Genomic DNA, 25,132 nt, shown 5'->3' on the forward strand with positions numbered 1-25,132 from the left:
CTATTTTGTCAATATTGGGGTTAATTAGTGCAAAACACCGCCATTAATCACGCACACTTAAACGTCTTTGGTTTTTCTCGACTGTTTTTGCACCGATACCTTTCACTTTTGCTAACTCATCCACTGTCTTAAAATCACCAAACATATCACGATATAAAATTATCGCCTGCGCTTTACTGCTACCGATACCATCTAACGAAACAAGTTCACCTTCATTGGCTCGATTGATATTGATAACTTTCTGCTCACGCGCTTGTGTAACAGCTTTTTCTTTTGCGATTAAATACTCATAAGCACGCTGAGGGTCGTCAAAACAAGGATCTGCATTGGCATTATTGAGTGCGACCACAGACAATAGGAGACTAAAAGCGGTGGTCGTCAGTAAGCTGGTAAATGAAAATTTACGATGAGCGTTCATGTCGTTTCGCCGCTTCCCACAGTGCATCCATTTCTGTTATATCGCTGTCTTCAATACGCTTGCCAGAGAGTTCTAGCTGCTCCTCAATATAACCAAAGCGAGATTTAAACTTGTGCACGCAGGTTAAGGTAGCCGCTTCTGCATCAAGGTTTAATTTGCGTGCAACATTTACGAGTGCAAACATACAGTCGCCTAATTCTTTTTCGACCTCTCTGATGTTAGCTTTGACCTCAGCTGTAGACTTATCTGTTAGCTCATGTTTTAGCTCAGCAATCTCTTCGTCTAACTTGTCTACAGCACCTGCAATACCTTCCCAATCAAAACCTAACTTTGACGCTTGCTTTTGTACATCCTGCGCCTGCATCAATGCGCTACCCGCTTTGACTTGATCTAAGCGACGCTTTGATTTACCACGTGCTTCGCGTGCCTGCTGCTCCTCGAGCTTAATTTCGTCCCAGCGTACTTTTACTGCCGCATCGTCTTTGAGCGTTTCGGCTTCAAACACATGTGGATGACGGCGAATCAGTTTTTTTTGCAAAGTACTGATAACATCACTCATATCAAAGCGCCCTTGCTCCGCATACATCTGACAGTGGAAGATGACTTGCAGCAGCACATCACCAAGCTCACCTTTAATGTCTTCATCATCGTCGCTTTGTACCGCTTCACCTAGCTCATAAGCCTCTTCGATGGCATACGGAATAAGGCTATGGTTGGTTTGCTTTTTGTCCCACGGACAGTCTGTTCTTAGTCGTGCCATCAACGCTAACAAATCATCAAGCTGGCCAGTGGCGTCTGGCGTTCCTTGTACAGGCTTAGGCACGGTAATTTTATTGTCTGAGATACTCATAAGGGCGGCTCTTATCGTTTTATATGTTGTTTGATGATTCGTCTAATAGTTAGTGTATCATTGAACACAGCTTGGCTTATAATTGTGCTACTAACCTCTTCATTTTACCACTGCTCATGCGCGAGGAACTTTATCATTATGCCCACTTCTGCGACCACCAACTATCAACCAACCGCAAAATTCGACCCTGTTACTATCAGCTCATTTAAAGCCTATGACATTCGCGGTGAGCTTGGGGTCAATCTCGATGAAAATATTGCCTACCGTATCGGGCGGGCGTTCGCACAGATTTTATATCAGCGTTATCAGGCAGCGGCTCAAACCCAAGCCAATGATATAGCAACTCTAAAACCTGCTATCGTTATCGGTAGTGATATTCGCCACTCTAGTGAGCAGTTAAAGCAAGCCGCTATCACAGGTATGATGGATGCAGGCGTTGATGTTATTGATTTGGGCATGAGTGGTACTGAAGAAGTGTATTTTGCCACCAGTCACTATCAGGCGTTAGGTGGTATCGAAGTGACTGCCAGTCATAACCCTATCAATTATAATGGCCTAAAACTGGTTAAAGAACATTCAAAACCAATCAGCGCTGATGATGGGTTGGCAGAGATTCAAGCACTGGCAGAATCTGGGCAGTTCACTACGGATAATCAATCAGGCAAATTGCAGTTATTGACGGATAAAAGCGCGTATATCGATCATGTCATGACTTTTATCGATACTGATAAACTAAAACCACTCAAACTGGTCGTTAATTCAGGCAATGGTAGCGCAGGTCCTGTGGTCGATTTGTTGATTGAAAAACTTTTACAAGCTGGCGCACCGATTGAAGTGATTAAATTGCATCATACACCAGATGGTAGCTTCCCCAATGGCATCCCCAATCCAATGATTGAAGCCAATAGAGTGGCTACCCAGCAAGCCGTTTTGGCAAACAACGCGGATCTTGGCATTGCTTTTGATGGTGACTTTGATCGCTGCTTCCTATTCGATGAACGTGGCGAATTTATTGATGGTAGCTACATCGTCGGTATGCTCGCTCAAGCATTTTTGAATAAATACCCAAGCGAGTCAATTGTCTATGATCCACGGGTAATTTATAATACCGAAGCAGTGATAGATGAACATAATGGTAAGGCTGTCATTAGTAAATCTGGACATTCATTTATCAAGCAAGTCATGCGGGACTCAGGTGCTGTATACGGCGGTGAAATGTCTGCGCATCATTATTTCCGTGATTTCTTCTATTGCGATAGTGGTATGATTCCATGGTTATTGACCATTGAGCTATTGTCTATCACTGGTAAAACACTATCCGATTTGGTCACAGGCTATATTGCCGCCTATCCCAGCTCAGGCGAGCTAAACTTTCACCTCACCACTCACGATGCAACAACAATTATTAGCGCAATTGAAGATAAATTCAGCAACGAGCAACCAGTTAAATCAACACTTGATGGTTTAAGTCTTAACTTTGGAGAGTGGCGCTTTAATTTGCGAGCATCGAATACCGAGCCACTTATCAGATTAAATATCGAAAGTCGCGGCGACCAACCGTTACTGGCTGCTAAAACTCAAGAGATAGAGCAGTGGCTAGCAACTCAAGGTGCTGTACCAGCATAAAGTCATTAACCCAGTAAAAAATAATTCTGATTTGCAGTCGAAAAAGGCTCGCTAATGAGTATTAGCGAGCCTTTTTTCTATACACAGAAAACCTTAAATCAAACTATTTAGTTCGACCAATACCCATATAATCACCTACTAAGCTATTAATTTGCGAGCGTGTCAGTACATTTTGCGCATCAAATACGGGCATGGCTTGTTGATTAATTTTGCCAATATCTAATTGATCTCGCGGTGACCAACTAACGATAAAAACAGCATGAGTATCGCAAAGCTGTTGATAAGGACTAGCAATCAGCTCAAGCAAAGGTTGTTGCTGATAAAGCTCGGCAAGTTCATGCTGTGCCTTATCGCTATAAACCAGTGTGCGAATATTATAAGACCACAGTAATGCTAACAACGGATGGATAGCTGAACCAGCGGTACGTCCTGAGCCTGACTTATAACTACCGCCCCAAATCATCACAGTTTTATTGTCAATGAACCCATCAAAATACTGCCAAAACTTACGGAATATCCGCTCTTTTTGATCTTCGTTAATATGTACAATAGATTGCAATAAAGGCATATCCAAACTGTGTGTACGGCTTGATTGTTGCAATTTAGCCAGCTCGGTGGGCAAAGTATTACCACCGAATCCCCACCCTGCTTTTAGATAACTACTGCCTACCCGTTCATCCAATCCCATGATACGACTAACTTGACTGATATCGACGTTTTGACTATCAGCCAAACGTGACATCTCATTCATAAAGCTCACTCTAGCCGCTAGCATCGCCATGATACTACTGCGAGCAAACTCTATCGTTGCGATATCAGCATGATGGGTAGCGCGTGCATGCTGCATTAAAGGCTTAAACACATTCAAGTGCTGGCTACTACTTGCTGTCTTTTCACCCAGTAGCCATAACGAAGGATTCAACATCGAGCTATACGCATCGCCATCTTGTAAGAATACAAATGGCACATAATAGACCCAAGCACGCTGTAAACGCTGAGCCAATCCTGCTACATGGCCTAATTGCTCAATGCCGCTCATAATCACAGGTAGCGCTTGCTGATGGCTTTGGTTAAAAGCGGTAATCCAACTGTCTTCTGTCCACGACGGCTTAATACTGTCTAAAAACAACCAATAAAGCGTTACCCTACTTTGAGCATCAGTTTCGTTATGACCAGCTACTTCATAGCCTTTTATTAGCATATCGGCACTAGCTGGTAATTCCTTACTAGTAATAACCTGCTGCTGCTCATACATTTGCCATAGCGCTTGCAGATGATGCTCAAAACTATATTGCTGTATCTGCTGCGTCAGTAGTATCTTGTCTGCGTAGAGATGCACACGCTGACCGAGACTTGCTAGCACCACTGCACTGGTAATTGCCTCTATGCTGTGACCAATAAGCACACAAACTGTGGAATCAGTTAATTGGTTTGGTTCAGATTCATTATTGTATTTATTCATATGGCTACCATCTAAAACCGTTTCCATGAGCGTGCTTTCCTATATTATTGACACACCACTATCGCTAGGACAGCTGTTTGATACGCTTTAGTAATTGGTCAGTAGATGTATCGAATAGACCTTGAGAATCTTTCTGCACGTGCTGCATAGCATGGTGTACGGAGTCTGCCATTTGCTTACCCATCTCGACGCCCCATTGATCAAACGGATTGATATCCCAGATACTGGCCATGACATAGACCTTATGCTCGTAGAGCGCTATCAATGCGCCTAAACTATGCGGCGTCAGCTCATCAATCAGTAATGTGGTTGACGGTTGGTTACCACGGTAGTACTTATATTTGTCTGCTTCGGACACTGTCTGTGGATCAACCAGATCTGTCACAGCAGCATTGCCAAATGCCAATACTCGACTTTGCGCCAAACAATTTGCTAAAGACAATTCGTGCTGTTGTTGCAATGAGGATTTTTGCGCCTCATCACCGTAGCGACGTACACAAGCGATAAAGTCACAGGAAACCTGCTGCGTGCCTTGGTGTAACAGCTGATAAAATGCATGCTGCGCATTTGAGCCGATTTCACCCCATAGAATTGGACACGTATCATAGTCAATATGATCCCCATTCCGAGTAACTGACTTGCCATTACTCTCCATCTCTAGCTGGGTTAAATAGCTGGGTAAATAGCCCAATCGACCGTCATAAGGCAATACGGTATGCGCATTTACTTGTAAAAAAGTACTGTTCCAAACAGCTAGCAAACCTAACAGTACGGGTAAATTGTCGGCAAAGTCAGCTTGTGCAAAATGCTCATCCATACTATGAGCACCACTTAATAATGCCTTAAAGCCACTCATACCAATACGAATAGCAATGGCAAGGCCTATCGCCGACCATAAAGAAAAGCGACCGCCGACCCATTCCCAAAGCTGCAACTGATGCTCAGGATGAATTCCCCAAGCACTCATTTTTTCACTATTGGCTGAGATGCCGATAAAGTGTCGACGTAATACACTGTCTTCTGTACCTGCACGGAGCTTTGCCGTCGCAAGTAGCCAAGATAATGCCGTCTTAGCATTCGATAAAGTGTCAACCGTACCAAAGGATTTGGAAGAGATAATAAATAATGTCGTCTCAGGATTTAAATGCTTGAGTAGATTATCAAGCTGCGTACCGTCCATATTGGAGACAAAATGCACTTCAATACTGGTATCTGCCCATTCATCAAGCGCTGTAGTTGCCATCAGCGGTCCTAAATCAGAGCCGCCAACCCCAATATTGACAACATCTGTAATTGCCTTGCCAGAAAACCCGCGCCACGTGCCATTGCACACGCGCTCTGATAAGCGTGCCACTTGTGACAAACTATGATGTACATCAGTGACGATATTTTGTCCATCGACTTGTAATGTCGCTGTCTCTGGCAATCGTAATGCTGTGTGCAATGCAGCACGCTGCTCGCTGGTATTTACCATCGCCCCTTGTAATAACGAATCAATACGAGCATCCAGCTCACAACTATCGGCCAAACTCAGTAAGTTAGACAATACTGTCTGATCGATACGCTGCTTACTAAAGTCCATATATAGCGCACCCGCTTGCCTGCTAAAGCGTGTCGCACGCTCATCATCTTGCGCAAACAAGGCTGCCAGTGACCACGGCTGCTTAGCCAGACTTTGCAACTGCTGCCAATATTGAGAGCTGCGAGCACTGCTATAACGCTTATCGTCCTTTATCTCATCCATCAGCTATTCATCTTCTGCTAATTGCTGCTGGGCAAAATAGATAAACGCCTGCATATATGAGCGCATATCGCCTGCATCATAACTATCACCGCGCATCGTCGTCACATTGACCCCGTATTCGCTAATCAGCGCATCAATCGCATCGGTCAGCTGAATCTCACCGCCAACCGACGCTTTGGTATTGGCCAAATAATCAAAGATTTGATTGCTAAACACATAGCGACCAACCACTGCTAAGCATGAAGGTGCATCTGCTAAGCTAGGTTTTTCTACAAAGCCAGCGACTTTAAAGCTAGCATTAACCTCTGCTTTGTCATCGATATCGCCCGCATTGCTATACGTTTCATTTAATTGGGCGATGCCATACTTATGTACGTCTTCATCCGCTACTTGATCAACCAATATCTGTGAATGACCATCTGTAGCAAAGGCATCCAGCATAAAGGCCAAATTATCAGCAGACATATCAGTGGTAAATGGATCAAGCACGACATCAGGTAACAATACGGCAAAGTCATGCTCACCAATGATTGGTCGCGCTGCCAGTACTGCATGACCCAAACCTAACGCTTTACCTTGACGTATCATCGATACCGTCACATCTTCTGGCAACCAGTTTAAGCTATCAGCCAGCTCATCTTTGCCTTTATGACGCAATTGATTATCCAACTCCGCATTGATATCAAAGTAGTTTTCAATTGCGCTCTTTTGCGCATGACCGACCAAGACAATATGTTTAATACCGGCAGCGATGGCCTCTTCGACCACGTAATGAATAGCAGGACGATTGCCAAGCGGTAACAACTCTTTTGGCACAGATTTTGACAATGGCAGCATACGGGTACCAAAGCCTGCGACGGGGATAACGGCGTGAGTGATTTTTTTCATATAAATAAGACTGTTTCAAAAGTTAAGTGAGAATAAGGTAACAGATAGACGATGATAGCTTAACAAGTATCAAGATACATTGTATCCATTCGGGTTCATGCTCTGCCAACGCCATGTATCTCGACACATATCAGCAATCGATAATTCAGCTTGCCACCCTAACAGTGTTTTCGCTTTATCGGCACTGGCATAGCAACTGGCGATATCTCCTGCACGACGTTCTACAAACTGATAAGGAATGCTCTGACCAGATACCTCAGAAAATGCAGATACCAATTCTAATACAGAAGTACCTTTGCCAGTGCCTAAGTTGATAGGTAAAAAGCCTACTGAGTATTGTTGTGTTTTACCATCTTCAGTTAGACTGGCCTGTTTATCTAGATAATTTAATGCAGCCACATGACCTTGCGCCAAATCAGTGACATGGATAAAGTCACGAACACCTGTTCCATCGACAGTAGGATAGTCATTACCAAAGATACTGAGCTTATCAAGTTTGCCGACGGCCACTTGAGAAATATAAGGCATCAAATTATTAGGAATATCATTGGGGTCTTCGCCAATCTGTCCTGATGTATGCGCGCCTACTGGATTAAAATACCTAAGAGCTATCATGTTCCAGCTGTCATCAGGCACAGCTAAATCTTCTAAGATCTGTTCTACAGCAAGTTTACTTTGTCCATAAGGGTTGGTACAAGAGCGCTTCGAGCTCTCATCGATGGGTAAGGATTCAGGATCACCATAGACAGTGGCAGATGATGAAAAAACTATATTTTTAATATTATACTCTGCCATAACTTCTAATAATGTGATGGTACCGCTGACATTGTTATTGTAATACAGCAATGGCCTTACTACTGATTCCCCAACTGCTTTTAACCCAGCAAAGTGAATCACGCCAAAGAATTCGTGCGAAGCAAAGACTTCTCTCAGTAACTCAGGATCTCGTATATCCCCTTCGATAAACTCAATAGGCTGACCAATAAGCGTAGAGACACGGTTAATCGCTTCACAGCTACTATTAGATAAATTATCGTACACAACAATATCATAGCCTGCTTCGTGTAGTGCTATACAAGTATGCGAACCGATATATCCAGCACCGCCAGTAACTAATATTTTATTTCTCATAACATCGATCCGTTACTTTATGAATTAGTTATTCGTCTTTGCTCATAAATGCAACTATACTGGGAACTATAATACATTACCAACGTAAATATATTAATAATGTATATCCAATTTTCCACTACCAAACCAAGCCGTCGACTACGTCATGAAATTCAACAACTACGTCAAACCATTATTGTCAGGTTACTATAAACACTATCGCTACCCTAACCAGCGTTTGGCGCTAGTGGTTGGTATGCTGCCATGGAAAGATATCGTCAACGAATGGGTGTTTGAGTCGGCACATGTACAAATACAACGACACTTTGATAAGCAATATTTTAATCTTTGGCTCAAACCTTTTATCCAAAAGGTCAATCCAGTCATCTATATTTGGGGCTATAAAGCGCCTCAATACTTTATTGAGTATGTCCGCGAGCAAGGTGTAGACATTTTTTTCTTAGAAGATGGTTTTATCCGTTCAGGTCCTGATGATGATAGTAGCGCGCCACCATTATCTATTGTAATGGATAGCCAAGCGCCATATTTTGACACAACGCGACCAAACGATCTGACCGACCTCATTGCAAATTTTGACTTTGAGCAGGATAACTATGATGAGGTGCTAGCACAAGAGATGCTTGATTATTATTTATCGCATAGAGTGAGCAAATATAATCATCAACCTTATGTCGATGTCGCACCAATATATGGTACTAAGGATAAAGAACGTATTTTGGTATTAGGTCAAGTACCACATGATGACTCACTGAAATACGGTGGCGGTGAGGGTGTTACTTTACTTGATGTAGTGAAGAAGGCAATCAAAGAAAATCCTGACGCTCAGATAATCGTCAAACCACATCCAATGACGTTAGACAACCCTGACATCGTTAGTGCACTCATAGAACTAGATTGCCTTATCCTCACTCAATCTATACATTTGGTTGACGCATTGGAAACTATCGATCATGTCTATACGATTACTTCACTAGGTGGATTTGAGGCGTTACTGAGAGGAAAAAAGGTCACCGTATTAGGGCGACCTTTTTATGAAAATCTTTGTAAAACAGAAGCTATTAGACGTCAGTACTTTCTCTTATGTTACCTATATAGTCAATAAGATTACTGTGTCACATTGGCATGAATTTTCAAGAATGTAGTAGGATCTTCTATTAACTTAGAGTGACCCTGCTCAATCAAGATATTATCAGCTATTTCACGTAAAGCGCCAAAACCGCCCTTGGTCTCCAGCACTAAATCACACTTAGCTTTGACGTATTCAGGAGCATCAGCGACAGCCACTGCAACACCACAACTGATGAAAGCTGGTAAATCAATGGTGTCATCACCGATATACACAGTATTCACTTTGGTAGTGCCTGCCCGCTGAATAATTTCCTTACAGGCTACTTCTTTATCTTTGATACCTAGCATAAAGATATCAATGCCTAAATCAGAAATCCTCTTTCTTAATGGCTTTGAATCTTTACCTGATAATACTGCTACTTGAATACCTGCCTGTTGTAATAGCTTTATACCTAGACCATCGCGCACATGGAAGCGCTTGATACATTCACCATGTTCATCATAGTAAATACCACCATCTGTTAATACGCCATCAATATCGGTAATAACAAGTTCGGTATTAGAGAGTAAAGACTTTTCACTCTCTGACTGTTTACCTTGAAGAATAGCGATTACTTTTTGAAGGTCTTCAGGAGTATCTACACCAGGCCCTGTCTTCATTACTTCAAATGCATAAATATCTATATCGCTATCTAATAATCTTAATTGTTCTAATTGTTCTGCTGATTCGACATTAGATTCAGGTAATTGCGCATATCGTTCTAAGACAGACTTGCGATAGGCATATACACCAACGTGCTGCTTATAGTTAGTTTGTATCTCATTGTTTCGAATAAAAGGTATTGGAGAGCGACTAAAGTAACATGCACGGCCGCTATGTGATGTAACCACTTTAACGGTATTGGGATCTTGAGCTTGGCGTTCATTGATAAAGTGATAAAGGGTTCCAACTTCAATGGACTCATCGCTACGCATGGCGTTAATCAACATTTCAATATCATCAGAACGCACTAAGGGTTCATCACCTTGTAAATTGATATATAAATCAGCATCCACCTTACTCATCACTTCCACGAGTCTATCGGTACCTGAAATATGAGTTGAACCAGTCAACACCCCTTTACCGCCAAAATTTGCAACTGTCTCGAATATCCTCTCGTCATCTGTTGCTACTATCACTTCAACATTTTTGACTGATTGAGCTTTCTCATATACATGCTGAATCATCGGTTTACCCAAAATATCAGCAAGTGGCTTACCAGGAAACCGTGAAGACGCATAACGTGCAGGGATAATAATAGCAACAGAGTCCATCTAATACACCTTTATATATTTACTGAATATCAATGCTTGGTAATGACTTAATTAAATCATCTACCTGCTTCATCTGTTGTAAAAATGGCTCTAATTTATCTAGCGGCAATGCACTTGGTCCATCGCATTTAGCTTCACTAGGATTGGGGTGCGCCTCTAAGAACAGTCCTGCAAGTCCGGCAGCCATACCTGAACGAGCCAACTCTATAATTTGATCTCTACGACCTCCTGATGCATCACTACCTGAGCTTCTGGTTTGTAGTGCGTGCGTCACATCAAAGATAATAGGCGCATTATTACTAATGCGCTTCATTACGCCTAATCCCAACATATCGACGACCAGATTATCGTAACCAAAACAGCTACCACGTTCACAAAGCATGAGTTTATCATTACCCATTTCATGAAACTTATTGATAATATTTTTCATCTGCTCTGGGCTTAGAAACTGTGGTTTTTTAATATTAATTGGACGACCAGTCTCTGCTAAGGCTTTAACCAAATCAGTTTGACGCGCCAAAAATGCGGGCAGTTGTAAAATATCAATAACTTCAGCAGCTGGCTGACACTGAGCTATTTCATGTACATCTGAAATAATCGGCACACCAAAGGTTTCTTTTACTTCTTGTAAAATCTTCAACCCTTCATCTAATCCTGGCCCACGGAAAGAATGGATCGAAGACCTATTGGCTTTATCGAAGCTAGCTTTAAATACATAAGGTATATCAAGCTTTTGCGTAATTTCCACATACGCTTCACATGCCTTTAGGGCAAGATCTCTTGATTCAATGACATTAATACCGCCAAACAGCACAAAAGGTAAATCATTGCCTACCGTTATATTTTCCGTTATTTTCATTATTATTCCTCAAAACTATAAATTTATGATCACATCATGTTATCTAGTTAATACCAGCTTGCACTAAATCACGTAAAGCAAGGACACCTATTAACATATCATTGTCCAAAACGATAAGCTGATTAACGTTTTTCTGCCTCATTATATCAAGTGCTTCTGAGGCCTTGGTGTTAGATGAGGTAGTTATAGGCGCAGCCTTCATGACACTGGCAATAGGTTGGCTCATATCTTGGTTTATCGTAAGCAGTCGGCGTATGTCACCATCTGTCAAAACTCCATAATTATTTTCACCATCTACTACCACCGTCATGCCTAATCTTTTTTCTGTGATTTCGAATAAGGCATCTATGATACTGGTATTTCCTGTAACTAAAGGAATATCTTTACCCGACTTCATGATATCTGAAACATCGGTCAATAGTTTCTTACCTAGAGAACCAGCCGGATGAGATAAAGCAAAATCATCAGATTTAAAGCCGCGTGCTTCAAGCAATGCAATAGCAAGTGCATCACCTAACACCATAGTGGCTGTGGTACTAGAGGTAGGCGCTAAACCCATTGGGCAAGCCTCTTCAAAGTCACCAAGTGTCAAAGCAACATCTGCTTCTTGAGGTAACCTACCTAATAAACTCTTACTAATACTTATTAAAGGTAAGTCTAGTTTCTTAATAACTGGTAATAAAACATTGATTTCATCACTATTGCCTGAGTTGGAAATGGCTAAAACAACATCACCTTTTACAATCATTCCAAGATCGCCATGCCCTGCTTCACCAGGATGCACAAAAAAAGCCGGTGTACCAGTAGATGCCATTGTTGCTGCTATTTTACGTCCTACTAGGCCTGACTTACCCATACCAGTAATAATCAGACGTCCTTGACAGCTCAAGATAGTCTGACAAGCCAACGTAAATCTCTGATCTAAATCTATCTTTAACAGTGCCAATGCTTTAAGCTCAATATCAAAAGTTCTTTGAGCAGATACTAGGTAGTTATTATCTTGTGGGTGCACTATATGCTCCTCAGTCAACTGGATTAATTCAATCCTAATTTCTTACAATAATATATAAGGATAAATTATAGTTTTAATATTAACTTGAAAAATATTTTAGATAATTTTTGTCATTTATTATTCTAATTTATCTTTAAATTACTTTAAGATCACAAACTCTATACTTTTAGGTGGAATAACACCTTTATAAATTTCACCCTTAGACAAAACCCTAAAACGGTAAACTTCTTTTTTAGCATCAAAACTTACCTTCTCTATATCATAAATCTGTGGATCTAACTCACATATACCATCAAAACTTATATTTTTGTTTACATCTCTTATAAAAATTGATCCTGACTCTTCGAGAGCAGCTGCTTGCTTTATATTTTTATCTAAATAAATCCAGCCTAATTTTGTTCCAATAGTATTTTTAATAGATTTTCCTGGAAAGCTGTATTCAACTCCACTTGCTTTGTCTTTTTTCAATTTATTAAACAAACCTACCCATTGCTCAATAATTTGTTCAGACATAAATCTTGAGGAGCTAGTTATACCATCTTTCCCCATTTCATAAGCTATATCTGGATTATTTAATAGATATGAAACCTTTTCTATAAACTCTTTTTCATTATTGACCAAAAAACCATCTTTACCATCTGTGATAATGTCTGTTGGCCCGTATTTAGTTTTTATTGATACAACAGGGGTCCCACAGGACAACGCTTCAGCAATACTAACTCCAAATCCTTCAGCCGAAGACATGCTCAATGCAACAGTAGCACGAGACAGTTCTCTATGTGGAGTTTTTGAGAAGCCCATAAACTTCACATTATTATCTAATTTATTGCTTTTGACTAAAGCTTTAAGATTATCTCGCTCTGCCCCATCTCCCCATATTTCTAAAACAGCATTTTGGTTTAGAGATACAATGGATTTAAATGCTTTAATTATTTTATCTATCTGTTTCACTCTATCCAATCGCGCAAGAATAATAGCGAAGTTCTCTGTTTTATTACCTAGTAAATTTTTATTAACAGTTTTTATGGGGTTAGGTATCACATAGCATTTTTTACTTATATTGAATTGTGCTTTTATGTCTTCAAGTTGATGATGAGTAAGAAGCACGAAAGCATCAGATAGCTTGTTATAATCAAATACATCTTTGTATTTGGGAGCTAGCCTTGAACCTATAGTTCTTGGTAGCAATAAGTGATTGCTATGTGCCATTAGTATCTTATAAGCATTTAAATCTGAAATCATACAAACGGACTTTGCCGCCATTATAGCATCTGCAATATAGTAACCATCCGAAGTCCCTTTTAGTTCTGATAACCAAAAAGCATGAATGGAGTCTTTCGAAGAAAACTGTAAGCAACCCTTTTCTCGATGATAATATAATACACAAGTACAAAAACCTTCTTCATTAAAGTACTCTTCTAGAAATAGTTCATCATTAGAATTAAAATATTTAACTAAAGTTGACATTGAACCTCTAGGGTAAACCGTCTTTCTCTTTACTTTTTCTTTTAGACTTTCTTTATGATGGCTTGAAAAAACATCTGGTAAGTTTAAATTATGTTTGTGAGCATAAGATAGAGAACTATAAAAATTAATAACTTTTAACTTTTCACTAATTGTCGAAATCGATATTAAATTATTTATTATTTCATTTAGCTTATTGTTAAGTGCAAGAGTAGCAACAGCGGAATCAAACCCTGTACTTTCAAAGGATTCAGTTCTATACATCGATACTCTCGTAACACCACCAGCTTTCTCATATATATTATTCAAAATAGATATAACTTTCATGTGGTTACCTTGATAACAAATTATTTAATTATTAATCCATTCTTTTAACAGAGCAGGCAACTTCTCTAATTTTGGGTTATATATATTTGCATAATAATAAAGGAGCTTTTTCACCTTTTTCTCATTGACTGAAAAATCATCTGTCTCCAAATATTGCAACAACTCTGTTGGAGTTTTTACTTGGTTGGACACAGCATAGGCATAGTCACACTGTCCACATACGACTACTGGTTTTAAGTGCATAAGAGATTCAAAACCAACACCTGAGTTTACTACAAACACAGCTTTAGCATTTTCTATGATGTTATGAATCGATGCATCTGAAACTATAATACTACCCTCACTTACAAGTGTTTCAATCAATACCTGCATACTGAGAGAATTACAATAAGGGTGACGCTTTACAACCACCTTAGTAGCTGTATTTTTATAATATTCAGCAATCGTTTTGAGCATTTGTATACCATCAAAAAATGCGATATCTGCTACTATGTCTGTTAGAACCTGAAGTGCTACAAATACATACTCACCTTCAGAGACAAAGGCTTTCTCATTTTGGTGATATTTGGATACGTTATTAACGACGTACTCTTGATACAAGTAGTTAAAATTTTCATCTAAAGTAGATTGGTCAATGTTACTTGTATACTCTTCTATTTTTGAAAAGTCATTGGCCATTTTAGAATAGCCTGCAAACCCTTGGGTATCAATAGAGCAACGACCTGCCAATGTAGACTCTTGCACATGCAACCAATTAGGGTTATCCACTTCATTAAAGGTATGATAGCTAATAGCCTTAAAATCTGTTTTTCTATATGCCTTTCTCCAATTAAATTGATGTCTTGGAATAATTATCACACTATCAAACGATTCAACTATCTCGCATATTTTTCTGAAATACTCTTGCGCAATTTTGAATGTTGGTTTCTCATTCTCAGGAGGTGTAAAAAAGGCATTTGGTATAAACAGTTCAATTTTTACAGCTTCTCTTTCTACTTTATTAGCATCAACTGGAAAGCCATTCATCATCCCTAGCAAAACATCAGATCTTTCATTTTGATCTGCTACTTCTAACCAAGCAATAATGTTTTTCGAGTCACTATAAACAAGGTTTTTTTCTATTTTTTTATATAGTGCTGATACGCTCTCATCAAGATGAAAACCAAGTTCTAAGCCTTGGCTCATAAACTCCATTGCGTCGGCAAACCATCTATTAGCAAGTAAAAACTTAAGATTTCTATTAAATTCACTATTGTTCTTAAGTATATTTTGTATAATAACCCTTCTGACTTTTATCCTACATTCAACAAGCTCATCCTTTCTCTCAGGGTAAAAACAAGACACCCTGTTAATCATGCTAAGAAATCTTGCCAACTCGGCTTCTTTAAAATCGAGTACTCTATCTAGAGTCTCATTTCCTTTGTCGAGCATATTGTGATCAGATTCAAAAGTTAATCTTTTGATCGCACCATAGATTGGGTAGGTCTGTTCACCAAGCAGCAGATACGAATAGGCTCTGTCTATCTGTTTATCGAACTTATATATATCGGATATTCTATGTAAAACCCTTCTATCCATCATGTATTTCTTTTGCATCAAAAGTAGGTGATCTAAAGCGCTTTTTTGATCTCCTAAATCTAGATAGCTTGCAATAATGGCAAACCTAGTTTTCATAGTAAAAGAATCTACATCGATTGGGAGCCATTTGATTAATTTTTCAACCTCTTTATTCCTACCCAACTTACTTAGAAATAAAATATAATCGTCATAGTACTTAGAGTTTAAAGGCTTTAATTTAATTAATTTACCTATTCTCATAATTTCTTCTTCTAGCATAGTAGTTAGATGGGCACCATCATGAGAAAGGATCTTCTGTTTTAATGACTCAACTGTTTTACTGTTAGGTGATTTAGTCAAGACCTTCCAAGCGTCATTAAACTGCCTACGTTGTATTTGAATTTTCGCTTCTTCAACATAACCGAAAGTATGTTGAGGAAAATTAGTTATCGCCTTTGCTATACACTCTTCTTGTAATCTCACATTGTTTGCATCAACAGCTGAGCTGTGAACTTTTTTCAGTCTGCTCAATGTAGGACTTTCTAACTTAGCAATATCAAGATAAGCTAAAGATGGTTTTTCCTTGTCAGCTAATGCTACATTTCTCTTTGATGCTACATTTTTCTTTAGTGCATTAATTTCTTTATTATTGGGGGCTTTGTTTAGAATTTTCCAAGCTTCGTTAAATTTTTCGTACTTGATTTTAATTTTTGCCTCTTCAATATAGCTGAAAGTATTCTGAGGGAACCTTGTCCTAGCATGTGAAATACATTTTTCCTGTAATGCACTATTGTTTGTTTTGATAGCTAATTTATAAACTAGCTTTATCTTATCTAATGGTAAAACATTCAAAACTTTATCATTAATAGAATCAGGATGAATATTTTTAAGATTAGGTATAGAAAACATACTAAAAAGTGATTTATCTGCCATTTTGACTCTTCTTTAAAATATTGTATTGACGTTTTAACTGGTGTAGCTCTTTTACTGAATCATGGATATAAGACTGCATTTGGGTACGCACGATATCACCAGATATTAGACTGTTTATCGCTTCAATACATTTCTCTACAGAGTTTTCACTATATTCATATAATTCAGATTTTATAGCTTTTTTCTCACCAACTATATAATCATAATTTTCTTCTATATGTTTTATACCGTCAATCAGATCAGATGGTCTAGCTACTCTATATCCGAGCTCATCTCTTCTATTAAACTCTAGACTATGCGTATCAATCTTAGCTTCTTCTAAAATTTCATTTTCATTCTTGTCTAAAAGAACAACTGGCTTTTCGCAATGAATAGCATCGAAAATCGCACCACTATAATCAGAAATGACGATATCAGAAATACTAAGAAGTTCTAGAGCATCGTCATTGGCACCAAAGAAATGTATCCTATCAGTTTCTATTTTTTCTAATCTACCATCTTCCAAAAGATCTGTATTGTGATGCAATTTAATAAGTACATTATAACGTTCAGATAAACCAAGAACTGCACCTATATACTCATCTATGCTAGACAATTCTCCCCAAGTTGGCATGTATAAGACTGTTAGCAAACCATCATCTATACTATGAATATACTTATTTTTTGCAATTAGATGGAAATCTTCATCATACCATAACTGCAATCTTGGATTACCAACAGCTTTAGATGGCGCATAAGTAGACAATTTTTTTTCTGGATAAGATCCATATACAAGACACAAATCTGCTAACGCTCTCCATGTGCCATAGTTATGTGGCTCTTTGGCATAACCATATTGAAGCATTACAATTTTTGTTTTCTCAAATAATGGTAAGTGAAGAAACATTGTTTGACATACAATAACATCAAAAACGCCATCTAATTCTTTAATCTTTCCAGTCTCCCAAACTACAACAGGAACTTCTTGATTGGTTAGAATTTCTTTTGTAAAATCATTAAGATGATCTCTTCTCTTCTCTAATATAAAAACGCTTCCTGGAATTTTGCTAGCTAATAATTTAATATGTATAAATTGAAAAGGATTCCAGCCTATAAATGCTACTTTATACTTATTCATTCTTATAAAACTCCAAAGTTGCTTTGTTTTCAAATAAGCTAATTCTAAGCTCTGATCGTTTAATCTATTTTTTAAATACTAATAACATTTTTACGAATTATAATATTTTTTTTTACGAAATATAAAGCTAATAAAACAAGAAAATTATAAGATTAAGTAAAATATATCTTTATATAGTTTATCAATGTGAATTGTCACAACACATCTAAAATACCACCTAAATCAAAATAATACTTTTCAATTTATAATTAAAATGCAACTGTTATGAATATACACTTATTAAATTATTAATTAGCGTAATGTCAGTTGCTTTAAGTATAAGACATTAAACTTAACACTATCAAAATCTCGAATAATAACTTGGAAAATATATCACTCCATACTATACAATCACCAGCTTTGCTAAAACTAATACTATTTCAATTTCTTATGATGTTTATTATAGTCATCAATTATAAAATTAATACTCAGCATATCTTCATGAGTTAATTGCTCAGAAGCTTTCATATTGCGAGTGACTAAAGTAACAAACTCTGAAATCTCATATCTTAATCCATCCCCTTCGAATGAATACTCAAACTCTTCAATATGATTGGGATCCTCATATCTAACAAAAAACTTCTTAGTTAACCACCATGGAGCAGGGATATAAATATATCCTTTTGAGCCCGAAATAACTGCTGAGCCTTCAGTTTTAGTGCCTATACCAACAGTACTGATTGAAATAGCACCTGACTCATACTCTCCAATAATACGATTAGATAAATCAACACCAGTCTCTTCGTCTATTTGATCAAAATAATGGATTTTAGACGGCTTCCCAAGCACTTTTTGGGCTAATAGTAATGGATAACTGGCAAGTTCATTCGTTGCCCCACCATAAGGCTTTTTCCATTCTCTGTTAGACTTGTCTTCGACTAACTTTGTAAAAGAAGACCTTACTTCTCTTATCTCACCAATTTTGCCATTTTTTACTTCATATAATAATTTATGAAATGCGGATACAAATGCAGTTTTAATAGCTTCAATAAATACTAGTTCTTTTTCTTTCGCGATATTAAGCAACTCTACGAGTTTTTCTGATTCTAAAGTGACTGGTTTTTCACACAATACATGCTTTCCACTTAATAAAGCGGCTTTAGCTTGTTCATAATGAAATTCATGAGGGGAGGCAATGTATACTGCATCAATATCATCATTTAAGAGATCTGCTAAAATTAAGTGTCCATTAGGAATGCCAGTAGCTTCGATAAAATTTCTGACGTTAACTATGTCTCGTGACATGGCAGCTTGAATAACCAAATGAGGCACATGTTTAGCTTCATTACAGAAACGCTTAGCTATTCTGCCTGTACCTATCACTCCTATCTTAAATTCACGTACTAAATCTTCTCTAAGCTTACTACTAGAAATTGCAGGAGTGCGTGGTAAATATATTACTTCGCAATGTTCAGATAGATAATCAAAAGAACCTACCCAATCATCACCTATAGCAAATATGTCTATTCCCATTTCCTGAATATCTTTAGCTTTTTGTTCTTTATCATATTCAATGATGACTTCATCTACATATTCCAAAGCCCGTACTGCTTCAGCACGTTCAGTCGTTGTATTTACAACATCTAACTTACCTCTTGATCTATCATAACTTTCTGAGGTCACACCCACTACTAAATAATCACCTAATGCCTTAGCTCGTTTCAAAAGGCGAACATGCCCTTCATGTAACAAATCATACGATCCATATGTAATTACTTTTTTCATTTTAAAAACCTAATTTTCCAGTATAAAAGTATTATTATTTAGTAAATTCAAATAGAAAATGATATAAATTTGAGAGACTACGGTATTAAAGTGATTCGAACTATACCAAATATAATATATAAAAAAACACCCCATTGTAGGGGTGTCTTTATCATATTTCAATATAGATTTAGTAGTTTAACTGTAGACTAATGCCTATCTTACCAACCAGTAACTTCTTTTAGCTTATCGCCAAGTTTAGATGGGTCACGTGTATACGCGATACCAGCATCTTCAAACGCTTTGAATTTCTCTTCAGCAGTACCTTGACCACCAGAGATGATAGCACCAGCATGACCCATACGCTTGCCTTCTGGAGCAGTAACACCAGCAATATAACCAACAACTGGCTTAGTCACATGGTCTTTGATGTAAGCAGCAGCTTCTTCTTCAGCAGTACCACCGATCTCACCGATTAGAATGATAGCTTCAGTTTGTGGATCAGCTTCAAACAGTTTCAACGCGTCAATCTGGTTCATACCAGGGATAGGATCACCACCGATACCGATACAAGTTGACTGACCAAAACCAAGCTTAGTAGTCTGAGCTACGGCTTCATAAGTCAATGTACCAGAGCGTGAGATGATACCTACTTTACCTGGCTGATGGATATGGCCTGGCATGATACCGATTTTGCACTGACCTGGAGTGATAACGCCTGGGCAGTTAGGACCAACCAAACGTACGTCGCCAGCTTCTTCAAGATAGCGTTTTGCTTTTAGCATATCGATAGTCGGTACGCCTTCAGTAATCACTACAATCAACTTAACGCCAGCATCGATTGCTTCAACGATAGAATCTAGTACAAATGGTGCTGGTACGTAGATAACAGAAGCGTCAGCTTGAGTCGCTTCCATGGCTTCCGCCATAGTGTTAAATACTGGTAGGCCTAAATGCGTTTGACCGCCTTTACCTGGAGTCACACCACCAACTACTTTTGTACCATATTCGATGGCTTGTTCAGAATGGAACGTACCATTTTTACCAGTAAAACCTTGTACCAATACTTTGGTATCTTTATCGATTAATACACTCATTATATTTTCCTTGTATTCGGTTGTCTTGTAACAGTGGTCTTTACAACTATTATTATCAAATTTTGATAACCAATCTTTGTTATAAAAACCACTATTACGATTTGACTACTATGCTTAAGCGTTTATCTCTAAACACTTATGTGTAAAGACTTACGCTTTAACAGCATCGACAATTTTTTGAGCCGCGTCAGATAAACCTTGAGCTGAAATCAACTTCAGACCAGACTCTTCTAGGATTTGTGCGCCTAACTCAGCGTTGTTACCTTCTAAACGAACAACAACTGGTACTTGTACGTCAACTTCTTTGATAGCAGCGATAATAGCTTCTGCAATCATGTCACAACGTACGATACCGCCGAAGATGTTGATTAGAACGCCTTCAACACTGCTGTCTTCTAGGATGATTTTGAACGCTTCAACAACGCGATCTTTAGTTGCGCCGCCGCCAACGTCCAAGAAGTTAGCAGGCTTGCCGCCATACAATTTGATGATGTCCATGGTCGCCATTGCAAGACCAGCACCGTTTACCATACAACCGATGTTACCTTCTAGAGCAACATAGTTTAGGTCAAATTCAGCAGCTTTAAGCTCACGCTCATTTTCTTGAGTTTTGTCTTGTAGCGCTGCGATTTTTGGCAAACGATATAGTGCGTTTGAGTCGATACCGATTTTGCCATCAACACAAACGATTTCGCCATTTTCACGAACCGCTAATGGGTTGATTTCCATTAATGCAAAGTCGTTTTCAACAAATGCTTTATAGGCACCAGTCATCAATTTAACAAATTGATTGATTTGCTTGCCTTCTAGACCAAGTTTGAACGCAACATCACGCGCTTGGAAAGGCATTAGACCAACTAAAGGATCAACGTGTACTTTGAAGATTTTTTCTGGTGTGTTGTGTGCTACTTCTTCGATATCTACGCCGCCTTCGGTAGATGCCATGAAGGTTACACGACGAGTTGCACGATCAACGACTGCGCCAAGATATAGCTCAGTTTGTACTGGATACATATCTTCTGCAACCAATACGAAGTTTACTGGCTGACCATCAGCATCAGTTTGGAACGTTACTAGGTTAGTACCGATCAGCTCTTCAGCAACTTGCTTAGCTTCTTCACGAGTTTTAACCAGCTTTACACCACCAGCTTTACCGCGACCACCAGCATGTACTTGCGCTTTAATTACCGCAATGTCAGTTGGGGTTTTATCAAAAGCTGCAGCAGCTTCTTCGCCGTTATGAGCGATGATGCCTTCTTGAATTGGCAAACCGTAGCTTTTTAATAGCTCTTTTGCTTGATACTCATGTAAATTCATTGATTGTATCCTTTATTTTTTACAATTAATAAAAAGTGAAATCAAGTGCGCACATATACATATTAATCATACGTCTGACGCACTCATGATTGTGGCATCACCAAAATAGCGATACCCCAATCAGGTTGTAAATCGATAATAACTAAACGAGCAACGACTTATTTCTTACGCTTTTTGCGCTGGATAGCGTGGATAGCACGGCCATCTGCAGATAGAGCAGCTTCATGCACTGCTTCTGAAATAGTTGGATGAGCAAATGTCATCAACTGCAAGTCTTCGATACTAGAGACAAACTCCATCGCGATCATACCTTGATGGACAATATCACCAGCACCAGCAGAGATGGCATGCATACCTAATAGACGATCTGTTTTCGCATCAGCAACTACTTTCACAGAACCTTGCGCTTCACTTTGCGCTAATGCACGACCGTTAGCAGCCAAGTTGAAAGAACCTGTTTTAACTTCATAGCCAGCTTCTTCAGCTTCTTGCTCAGTCAAACCTACCCATGCGATTTCTGGGTGAGTATAAATGACATTGATGATAGTGTCATAGTTAACTTGAGGTTTTTCACCATGAATACGCTCAACAGCCATCATGCCCTCTTCCATAGCTTTATGCGCAAGCATAGGACCACGGACCAAATCACCGATAGCATAAACGCCATCAAGATTGGTTTTGCATTGGTCATTAACATCGATAAGGCCACGTTCAGTCAACGTGATACCGCTGTCATCGCCAAGCAGCTTTTCAGAATAAGCACGACGACCAACACAGACGATTAGCTTGTCGAAGCTCTCCTCGCTCGATTCGCCTTTGCTTTCGCTAGTGACGACAACTTGGTCACCTTGTACTTCAGCATTGGTTACTTTGGTATCGACACGGATATCAAGACCTTGCTTCTTCAGCATTTTGCCAGCTTCTTTTGAGATATCTTTGTCAGCAGCAGCTAAGAAACTAGGAAGTGCTTCATATACGACGACCTCGCTACCTAGACGACGCCATACTGAACCAAGCTCAAGACCGATAACACCAGCACCGATAACGCCTAAACGCTTAGGTACTTCAGTGAAATCAAGTGCGCCAGTTGAATCAACAATACGGTCGCCGTCAGTTTTGGCAACAGGAATCTCGATAGGCACAGAACCTGCCGCAAGAATGACATTCTTAGCAGTGATCGTTGTTTCGCTTTCGTCTTCTAGAGCAGTAAATTTGACTTTTTTGTCAGTGCCCGTGCCGTCAACTAAAGTACCCCAGCCTTGTAACCAGTCAACACCATTGCCTTTTAGCAACGCGGCAACACCGCCAGTCAACTGCTTAACAATACCTTCTTTACGCTCTATCATTTTTTCGATATTGATAGCAACGTCACCAGTACTGATACCGTGCTCGTCAAGGTCATGCTTAGTAGCTTCATAACGATGTGAGCTGTCAAGTAGGGCTTTTGATGGGATACAACCAACGTTTAAGCAAGTACCGCCAAGTGCTGGCTCGCCTTTATAAACGCGCTTTTCGATACAAGCAACACTCATACCGAGCTGGCCTGCACGAATAGCTGCTTCGTAACCACCAGGACCGCCGCCGATGACGACTAAATCATAATTGTCTTTCATAGTACGTTCCTATTTTTAATTGTATGTGTCATTTAAACTGGTTGTTATCTCGCTGATAGATCAGCGTTATCTACACTGAATAGTTAATACACTATGTCAATGAGATAGATTCACTTATCAATAGCAAATCACCATTATTAAATTCATTTAAATACAGTTATCAGCGCATCAAACGATTGCTGATTAATAAAAATCATTATCTATACCAAAGTTAAAAAGCTTGTATTAGCGGTTGCCAATACAAGCTTAAAAGCTTATAGGTCTAGTAGTAGCATTGCAGGGTCTTCGACCAACTCTTTGATAGTTACCAAGAACTGTACTGCTTCTTTACCATCGATCATACGATGGTCATAAGATAGCGCTAGGTACATCATTGGTAAAATTTCAACTTTACCATCGACAGCCATTGGACGGTCATTGATAGCGTGCATACCTAGGATAGCAGTTTGTGGTGGGTTCAAGATAGGTGTTGACATCAATGAACCAAATACACCACCGTTAGAGATAGTGAACGTACCGCCAGTCATGTCTTCTAGACCAAGCTTACCTTGTTGTGCTTTACCGCCAAACTCACGGATTGTGCTTTCAACATCAGCCATGCTCATGCGATCAGTATCACGTAGTACTGGAACAACCAAGCCACGATCTGAAGATACTGCTACACCGATATCATAGAAACCATGATAAACAATGTCATCGCCATCTAGTGAAGCATTTACTGCTGGGAAGCGTTTTAGCGCTTCGGTCGCTGCTTTTACGAATAACGACATAAAGCCTAAACGTACGCCATGACGCTTTTCGAACTTCTCTTTGTACTTAGCGCGCATGTCCATCAATGGCTTCATGTTCACTTCGTTAAACGTCGTCAACATCGCTGTATCTTGTGATGCTGATAATAGACGCTCAGCAACACGCTTACGAAGACGAGTCATTGGAACACGTTTTTCAGTACGCTCACCCATTGATTCAGCAACAGGACGGCCGCTATCAGACTTGATACTGCTGTCTGATTTCAATGTTGGGTTAGCCATATCAGTTTTGGTTACACGACCACCGCGGCCACTACCTTCAACTTCTTTAGGGTCTACGCCTGACTCTTTTGCTGCTTTACGAACTGCTGGGCTTTGATCTTTGTGCTCTGCTTCATCTTTTTTGTCAGTGACTTGTACTGGCTCGCCACCATCTGCAGCTTGCTTAGCTTGAACTGGCGCAGCTGGTTGGTCTGGATCTACTGCTGGCGCTTCTTCTGCGCTAGCACCAGCTTCAAACTGAGCAATCAATTCGTCAGACAATACAGTATCGTCAACTTGCTTTACGATTTTGGTCAATACACCATCATCAGGTGCCACAACTTCTAATACAACTTTATCAGTTTCAATTTCAGCCAATAGGTCATCACGATTAACTTGTTGACCTTCAGTGACGTGCCACTCAACGATTGTGCCATCGGCAACCGATTCTGGAAAAACGGGGGCTTTGATGTCAGCCATCGATATACTCCTTAGATTTGGATATTCATACTTATTATTAAGTCGTGATAAGCAGCCGGTAATCTTTTAATAACTTTGCTTATATTTTATTAAAAAACACTA

General features: G+C 39.2%; 19 protein-coding genes. 2 read left to right on the forward strand and 17 right to left on the reverse strand.

Annotated features, from left to right (window positions below; genetic code table 11):
- Window positions 1-43 precede the first annotated feature (43 nt).
- Both ACQKCG_RS05500 and mazG read right to left on the reverse strand, forming a co-directional pair.
- Window positions 44-418 (reverse strand): ComEA family DNA-binding protein, encoded by a 375-nt coding sequence (locus ACQKCG_RS05500; protein ID WP_102091393.1) that lies wholly within the window; start codon window positions 416-418, stop codon window positions 44-46.
- Complete coding sequence (gene mazG / locus ACQKCG_RS05505; protein WP_102091392.1) at window positions 402-1,268, reverse strand: nucleoside triphosphate pyrophosphohydrolase; 867 nt, start codon at window positions 1,266-1,268, stop codon at window positions 402-404. Before mazG ends, ACQKCG_RS05500 begins: the two co-directional genes overlap by 17 nt.
- Before the next feature lie 138 nt (window positions 1,269-1,406).
- On the opposite strand from mazG, the gene ACQKCG_RS05510 reads away from it, so the two are divergent.
- Entirely contained in the window at window positions 1,407-2,894 is a 1,488-nt protein-coding gene (locus ACQKCG_RS05510; protein ID WP_427585231.1) for a phosphomannomutase CpsG, read from the forward strand.
- A gap of 103 nt (window positions 2,895-2,997) precedes the next feature.
- Here the strand turns inward: ACQKCG_RS05510 and ACQKCG_RS05515 are convergent, their stop codons facing one another.
- The 4 genes from ACQKCG_RS05515 to galE all read right to left on the reverse strand — a co-directional run bounded on the left by ACQKCG_RS05515 (window position 2,998) and on the right by galE (window position 8,119).
- A complete protein-coding gene (locus ACQKCG_RS05515) occupies window positions 2,998-4,383 on the reverse strand; it encodes a UDP-glucose/GDP-mannose dehydrogenase family protein (protein WP_427585233.1) in 1,386 nt (461 codons plus the stop codon).
- Window positions 4,384-4,420: 37 nt separating this feature from the next.
- Window positions 4,421-6,100, reverse strand: coding sequence for a glucose-6-phosphate isomerase (gene pgi, locus ACQKCG_RS05520; RefSeq protein ID WP_427585234.1), 1,680 nt, complete (start codon window positions 6,098-6,100; stop codon window positions 4,421-4,423).
- Between the two features lie 3 nt (window positions 6,101-6,103).
- Window positions 6,104-6,988 carry a UTP--glucose-1-phosphate uridylyltransferase gene (locus ACQKCG_RS05525; protein WP_427585235.1) on the reverse strand — a complete coding sequence of 295 codons (885 nt, stop codon included), beginning with the start codon at window positions 6,986-6,988 and terminating at the stop codon, window positions 6,104-6,106.
- Between the two features lie 69 nt (window positions 6,989-7,057).
- A complete protein-coding gene (gene galE / locus ACQKCG_RS05530; protein WP_427585237.1) occupies window positions 7,058-8,119 on the reverse strand; it encodes a UDP-glucose 4-epimerase GalE in 1,062 nt (353 codons plus the stop codon).
- A 145-nt stretch (window positions 8,120-8,264) separates the two neighbouring features.
- Here galE and ACQKCG_RS05535 point away from each other — a divergent pair, with 145 nt between their 5' ends.
- Window positions 8,265-9,221, forward strand: coding sequence for a hypothetical protein (locus tag ACQKCG_RS05535; protein ID WP_427585239.1), 957 nt, complete (start codon window positions 8,265-8,267; stop codon window positions 9,219-9,221).
- Between the two features lie 2 nt (window positions 9,222-9,223).
- Here the strand turns inward: ACQKCG_RS05535 and kdsB are convergent, their stop codons facing one another.
- The 11 genes from kdsB to odhB form a co-directional block, all read right to left on the reverse strand.
- Window positions 9,224-10,501, reverse strand: a complete 1,278-nt coding sequence (kdsB, locus tag ACQKCG_RS05540) for a 3-deoxy-manno-octulosonate cytidylyltransferase (RefSeq protein WP_427585241.1) — start codon at window positions 10,499-10,501, stop codon at window positions 9,224-9,226.
- A 19-nt stretch (window positions 10,502-10,520) separates the two neighbouring features.
- Complete coding sequence (gene kdsA / locus ACQKCG_RS05545) at window positions 10,521-11,360, reverse strand: 3-deoxy-8-phosphooctulonate synthase (RefSeq protein ID WP_427585243.1); 840 nt, start codon at window positions 11,358-11,360, stop codon at window positions 10,521-10,523.
- Window positions 11,361-11,403: 43 nt separating this feature from the next.
- Entirely contained in the window at window positions 11,404-12,372 is a 969-nt protein-coding gene (locus ACQKCG_RS05550; protein WP_427585244.1) for a KpsF/GutQ family sugar-phosphate isomerase, read from the reverse strand.
- A gap of 138 nt (window positions 12,373-12,510) precedes the next feature.
- Complete coding sequence (locus ACQKCG_RS05555; RefSeq protein WP_427585245.1) at window positions 12,511-14,163, reverse strand: glycosyltransferase; 1,653 nt, start codon at window positions 14,161-14,163, stop codon at window positions 12,511-12,513.
- 24 nt (window positions 14,164-14,187) lie between these two features.
- Window positions 14,188-16,653, reverse strand: a complete 2,466-nt coding sequence (locus ACQKCG_RS05560) for a hypothetical protein (RefSeq protein ID WP_427585247.1) — start codon at window positions 16,651-16,653, stop codon at window positions 14,188-14,190.
- Window positions 16,643-17,770, reverse strand: a complete 1,128-nt coding sequence (locus tag ACQKCG_RS05565; protein WP_427585249.1) for a CDP-glycerol glycerophosphotransferase family protein — start codon at window positions 17,768-17,770, stop codon at window positions 16,643-16,645. Before ACQKCG_RS05565 ends, ACQKCG_RS05560 begins: the two co-directional genes overlap by 11 nt.
- 414 nt (window positions 17,771-18,184) lie before the next feature.
- Window positions 18,185-19,534: a Gfo/Idh/MocA family oxidoreductase gene (locus ACQKCG_RS05570; protein WP_427585251.1), complete on the reverse strand. Its 1,350-nt coding sequence runs from the start codon at window positions 19,532-19,534 to the stop codon at window positions 18,185-18,187.
- Window positions 19,535-19,734: 200 nt separating this feature from the next.
- On the reverse strand, window positions 19,735-20,610 hold the full coding sequence (sucD, locus tag ACQKCG_RS05575; protein ID WP_101204626.1) for a succinate--CoA ligase subunit alpha: 876 nt from the start codon (window positions 20,608-20,610) through the stop codon (window positions 19,735-19,737).
- A 150-nt stretch (window positions 20,611-20,760) separates the two neighbouring features.
- Window positions 20,761-21,927 carry an ADP-forming succinate--CoA ligase subunit beta gene (gene sucC / locus ACQKCG_RS05580; RefSeq protein ID WP_424505704.1) on the reverse strand — a complete coding sequence of 389 codons (1,167 nt, stop codon included), beginning with the start codon at window positions 21,925-21,927 and terminating at the stop codon, window positions 20,761-20,763.
- Between the two features lie 158 nt (window positions 21,928-22,085).
- Window positions 22,086-23,540, reverse strand: a complete 1,455-nt coding sequence (lpdA, locus tag ACQKCG_RS05585) for a dihydrolipoyl dehydrogenase (RefSeq protein WP_427585252.1) — start codon at window positions 23,538-23,540, stop codon at window positions 22,086-22,088.
- 254 nt (window positions 23,541-23,794) lie between these two features.
- The gene (odhB, locus tag ACQKCG_RS05590; protein ID WP_427585254.1) at window positions 23,795-25,030 is read right to left on the reverse strand and encodes a 2-oxoglutarate dehydrogenase complex dihydrolipoyllysine-residue succinyltransferase; all 1,236 of its coding nucleotides are present in this window, start codon (window positions 25,028-25,030) and stop codon (window positions 23,795-23,797) included.
- Window positions 25,031-25,132 lie beyond the last annotated feature (102 nt).

It is taken from the genome of Psychrobacter sp. NPDC078929, assembly GCF_050267985.1.
Classification (GTDB): Bacteria; Pseudomonadota; Gammaproteobacteria; order Pseudomonadales; family Moraxellaceae; genus Psychrobacter.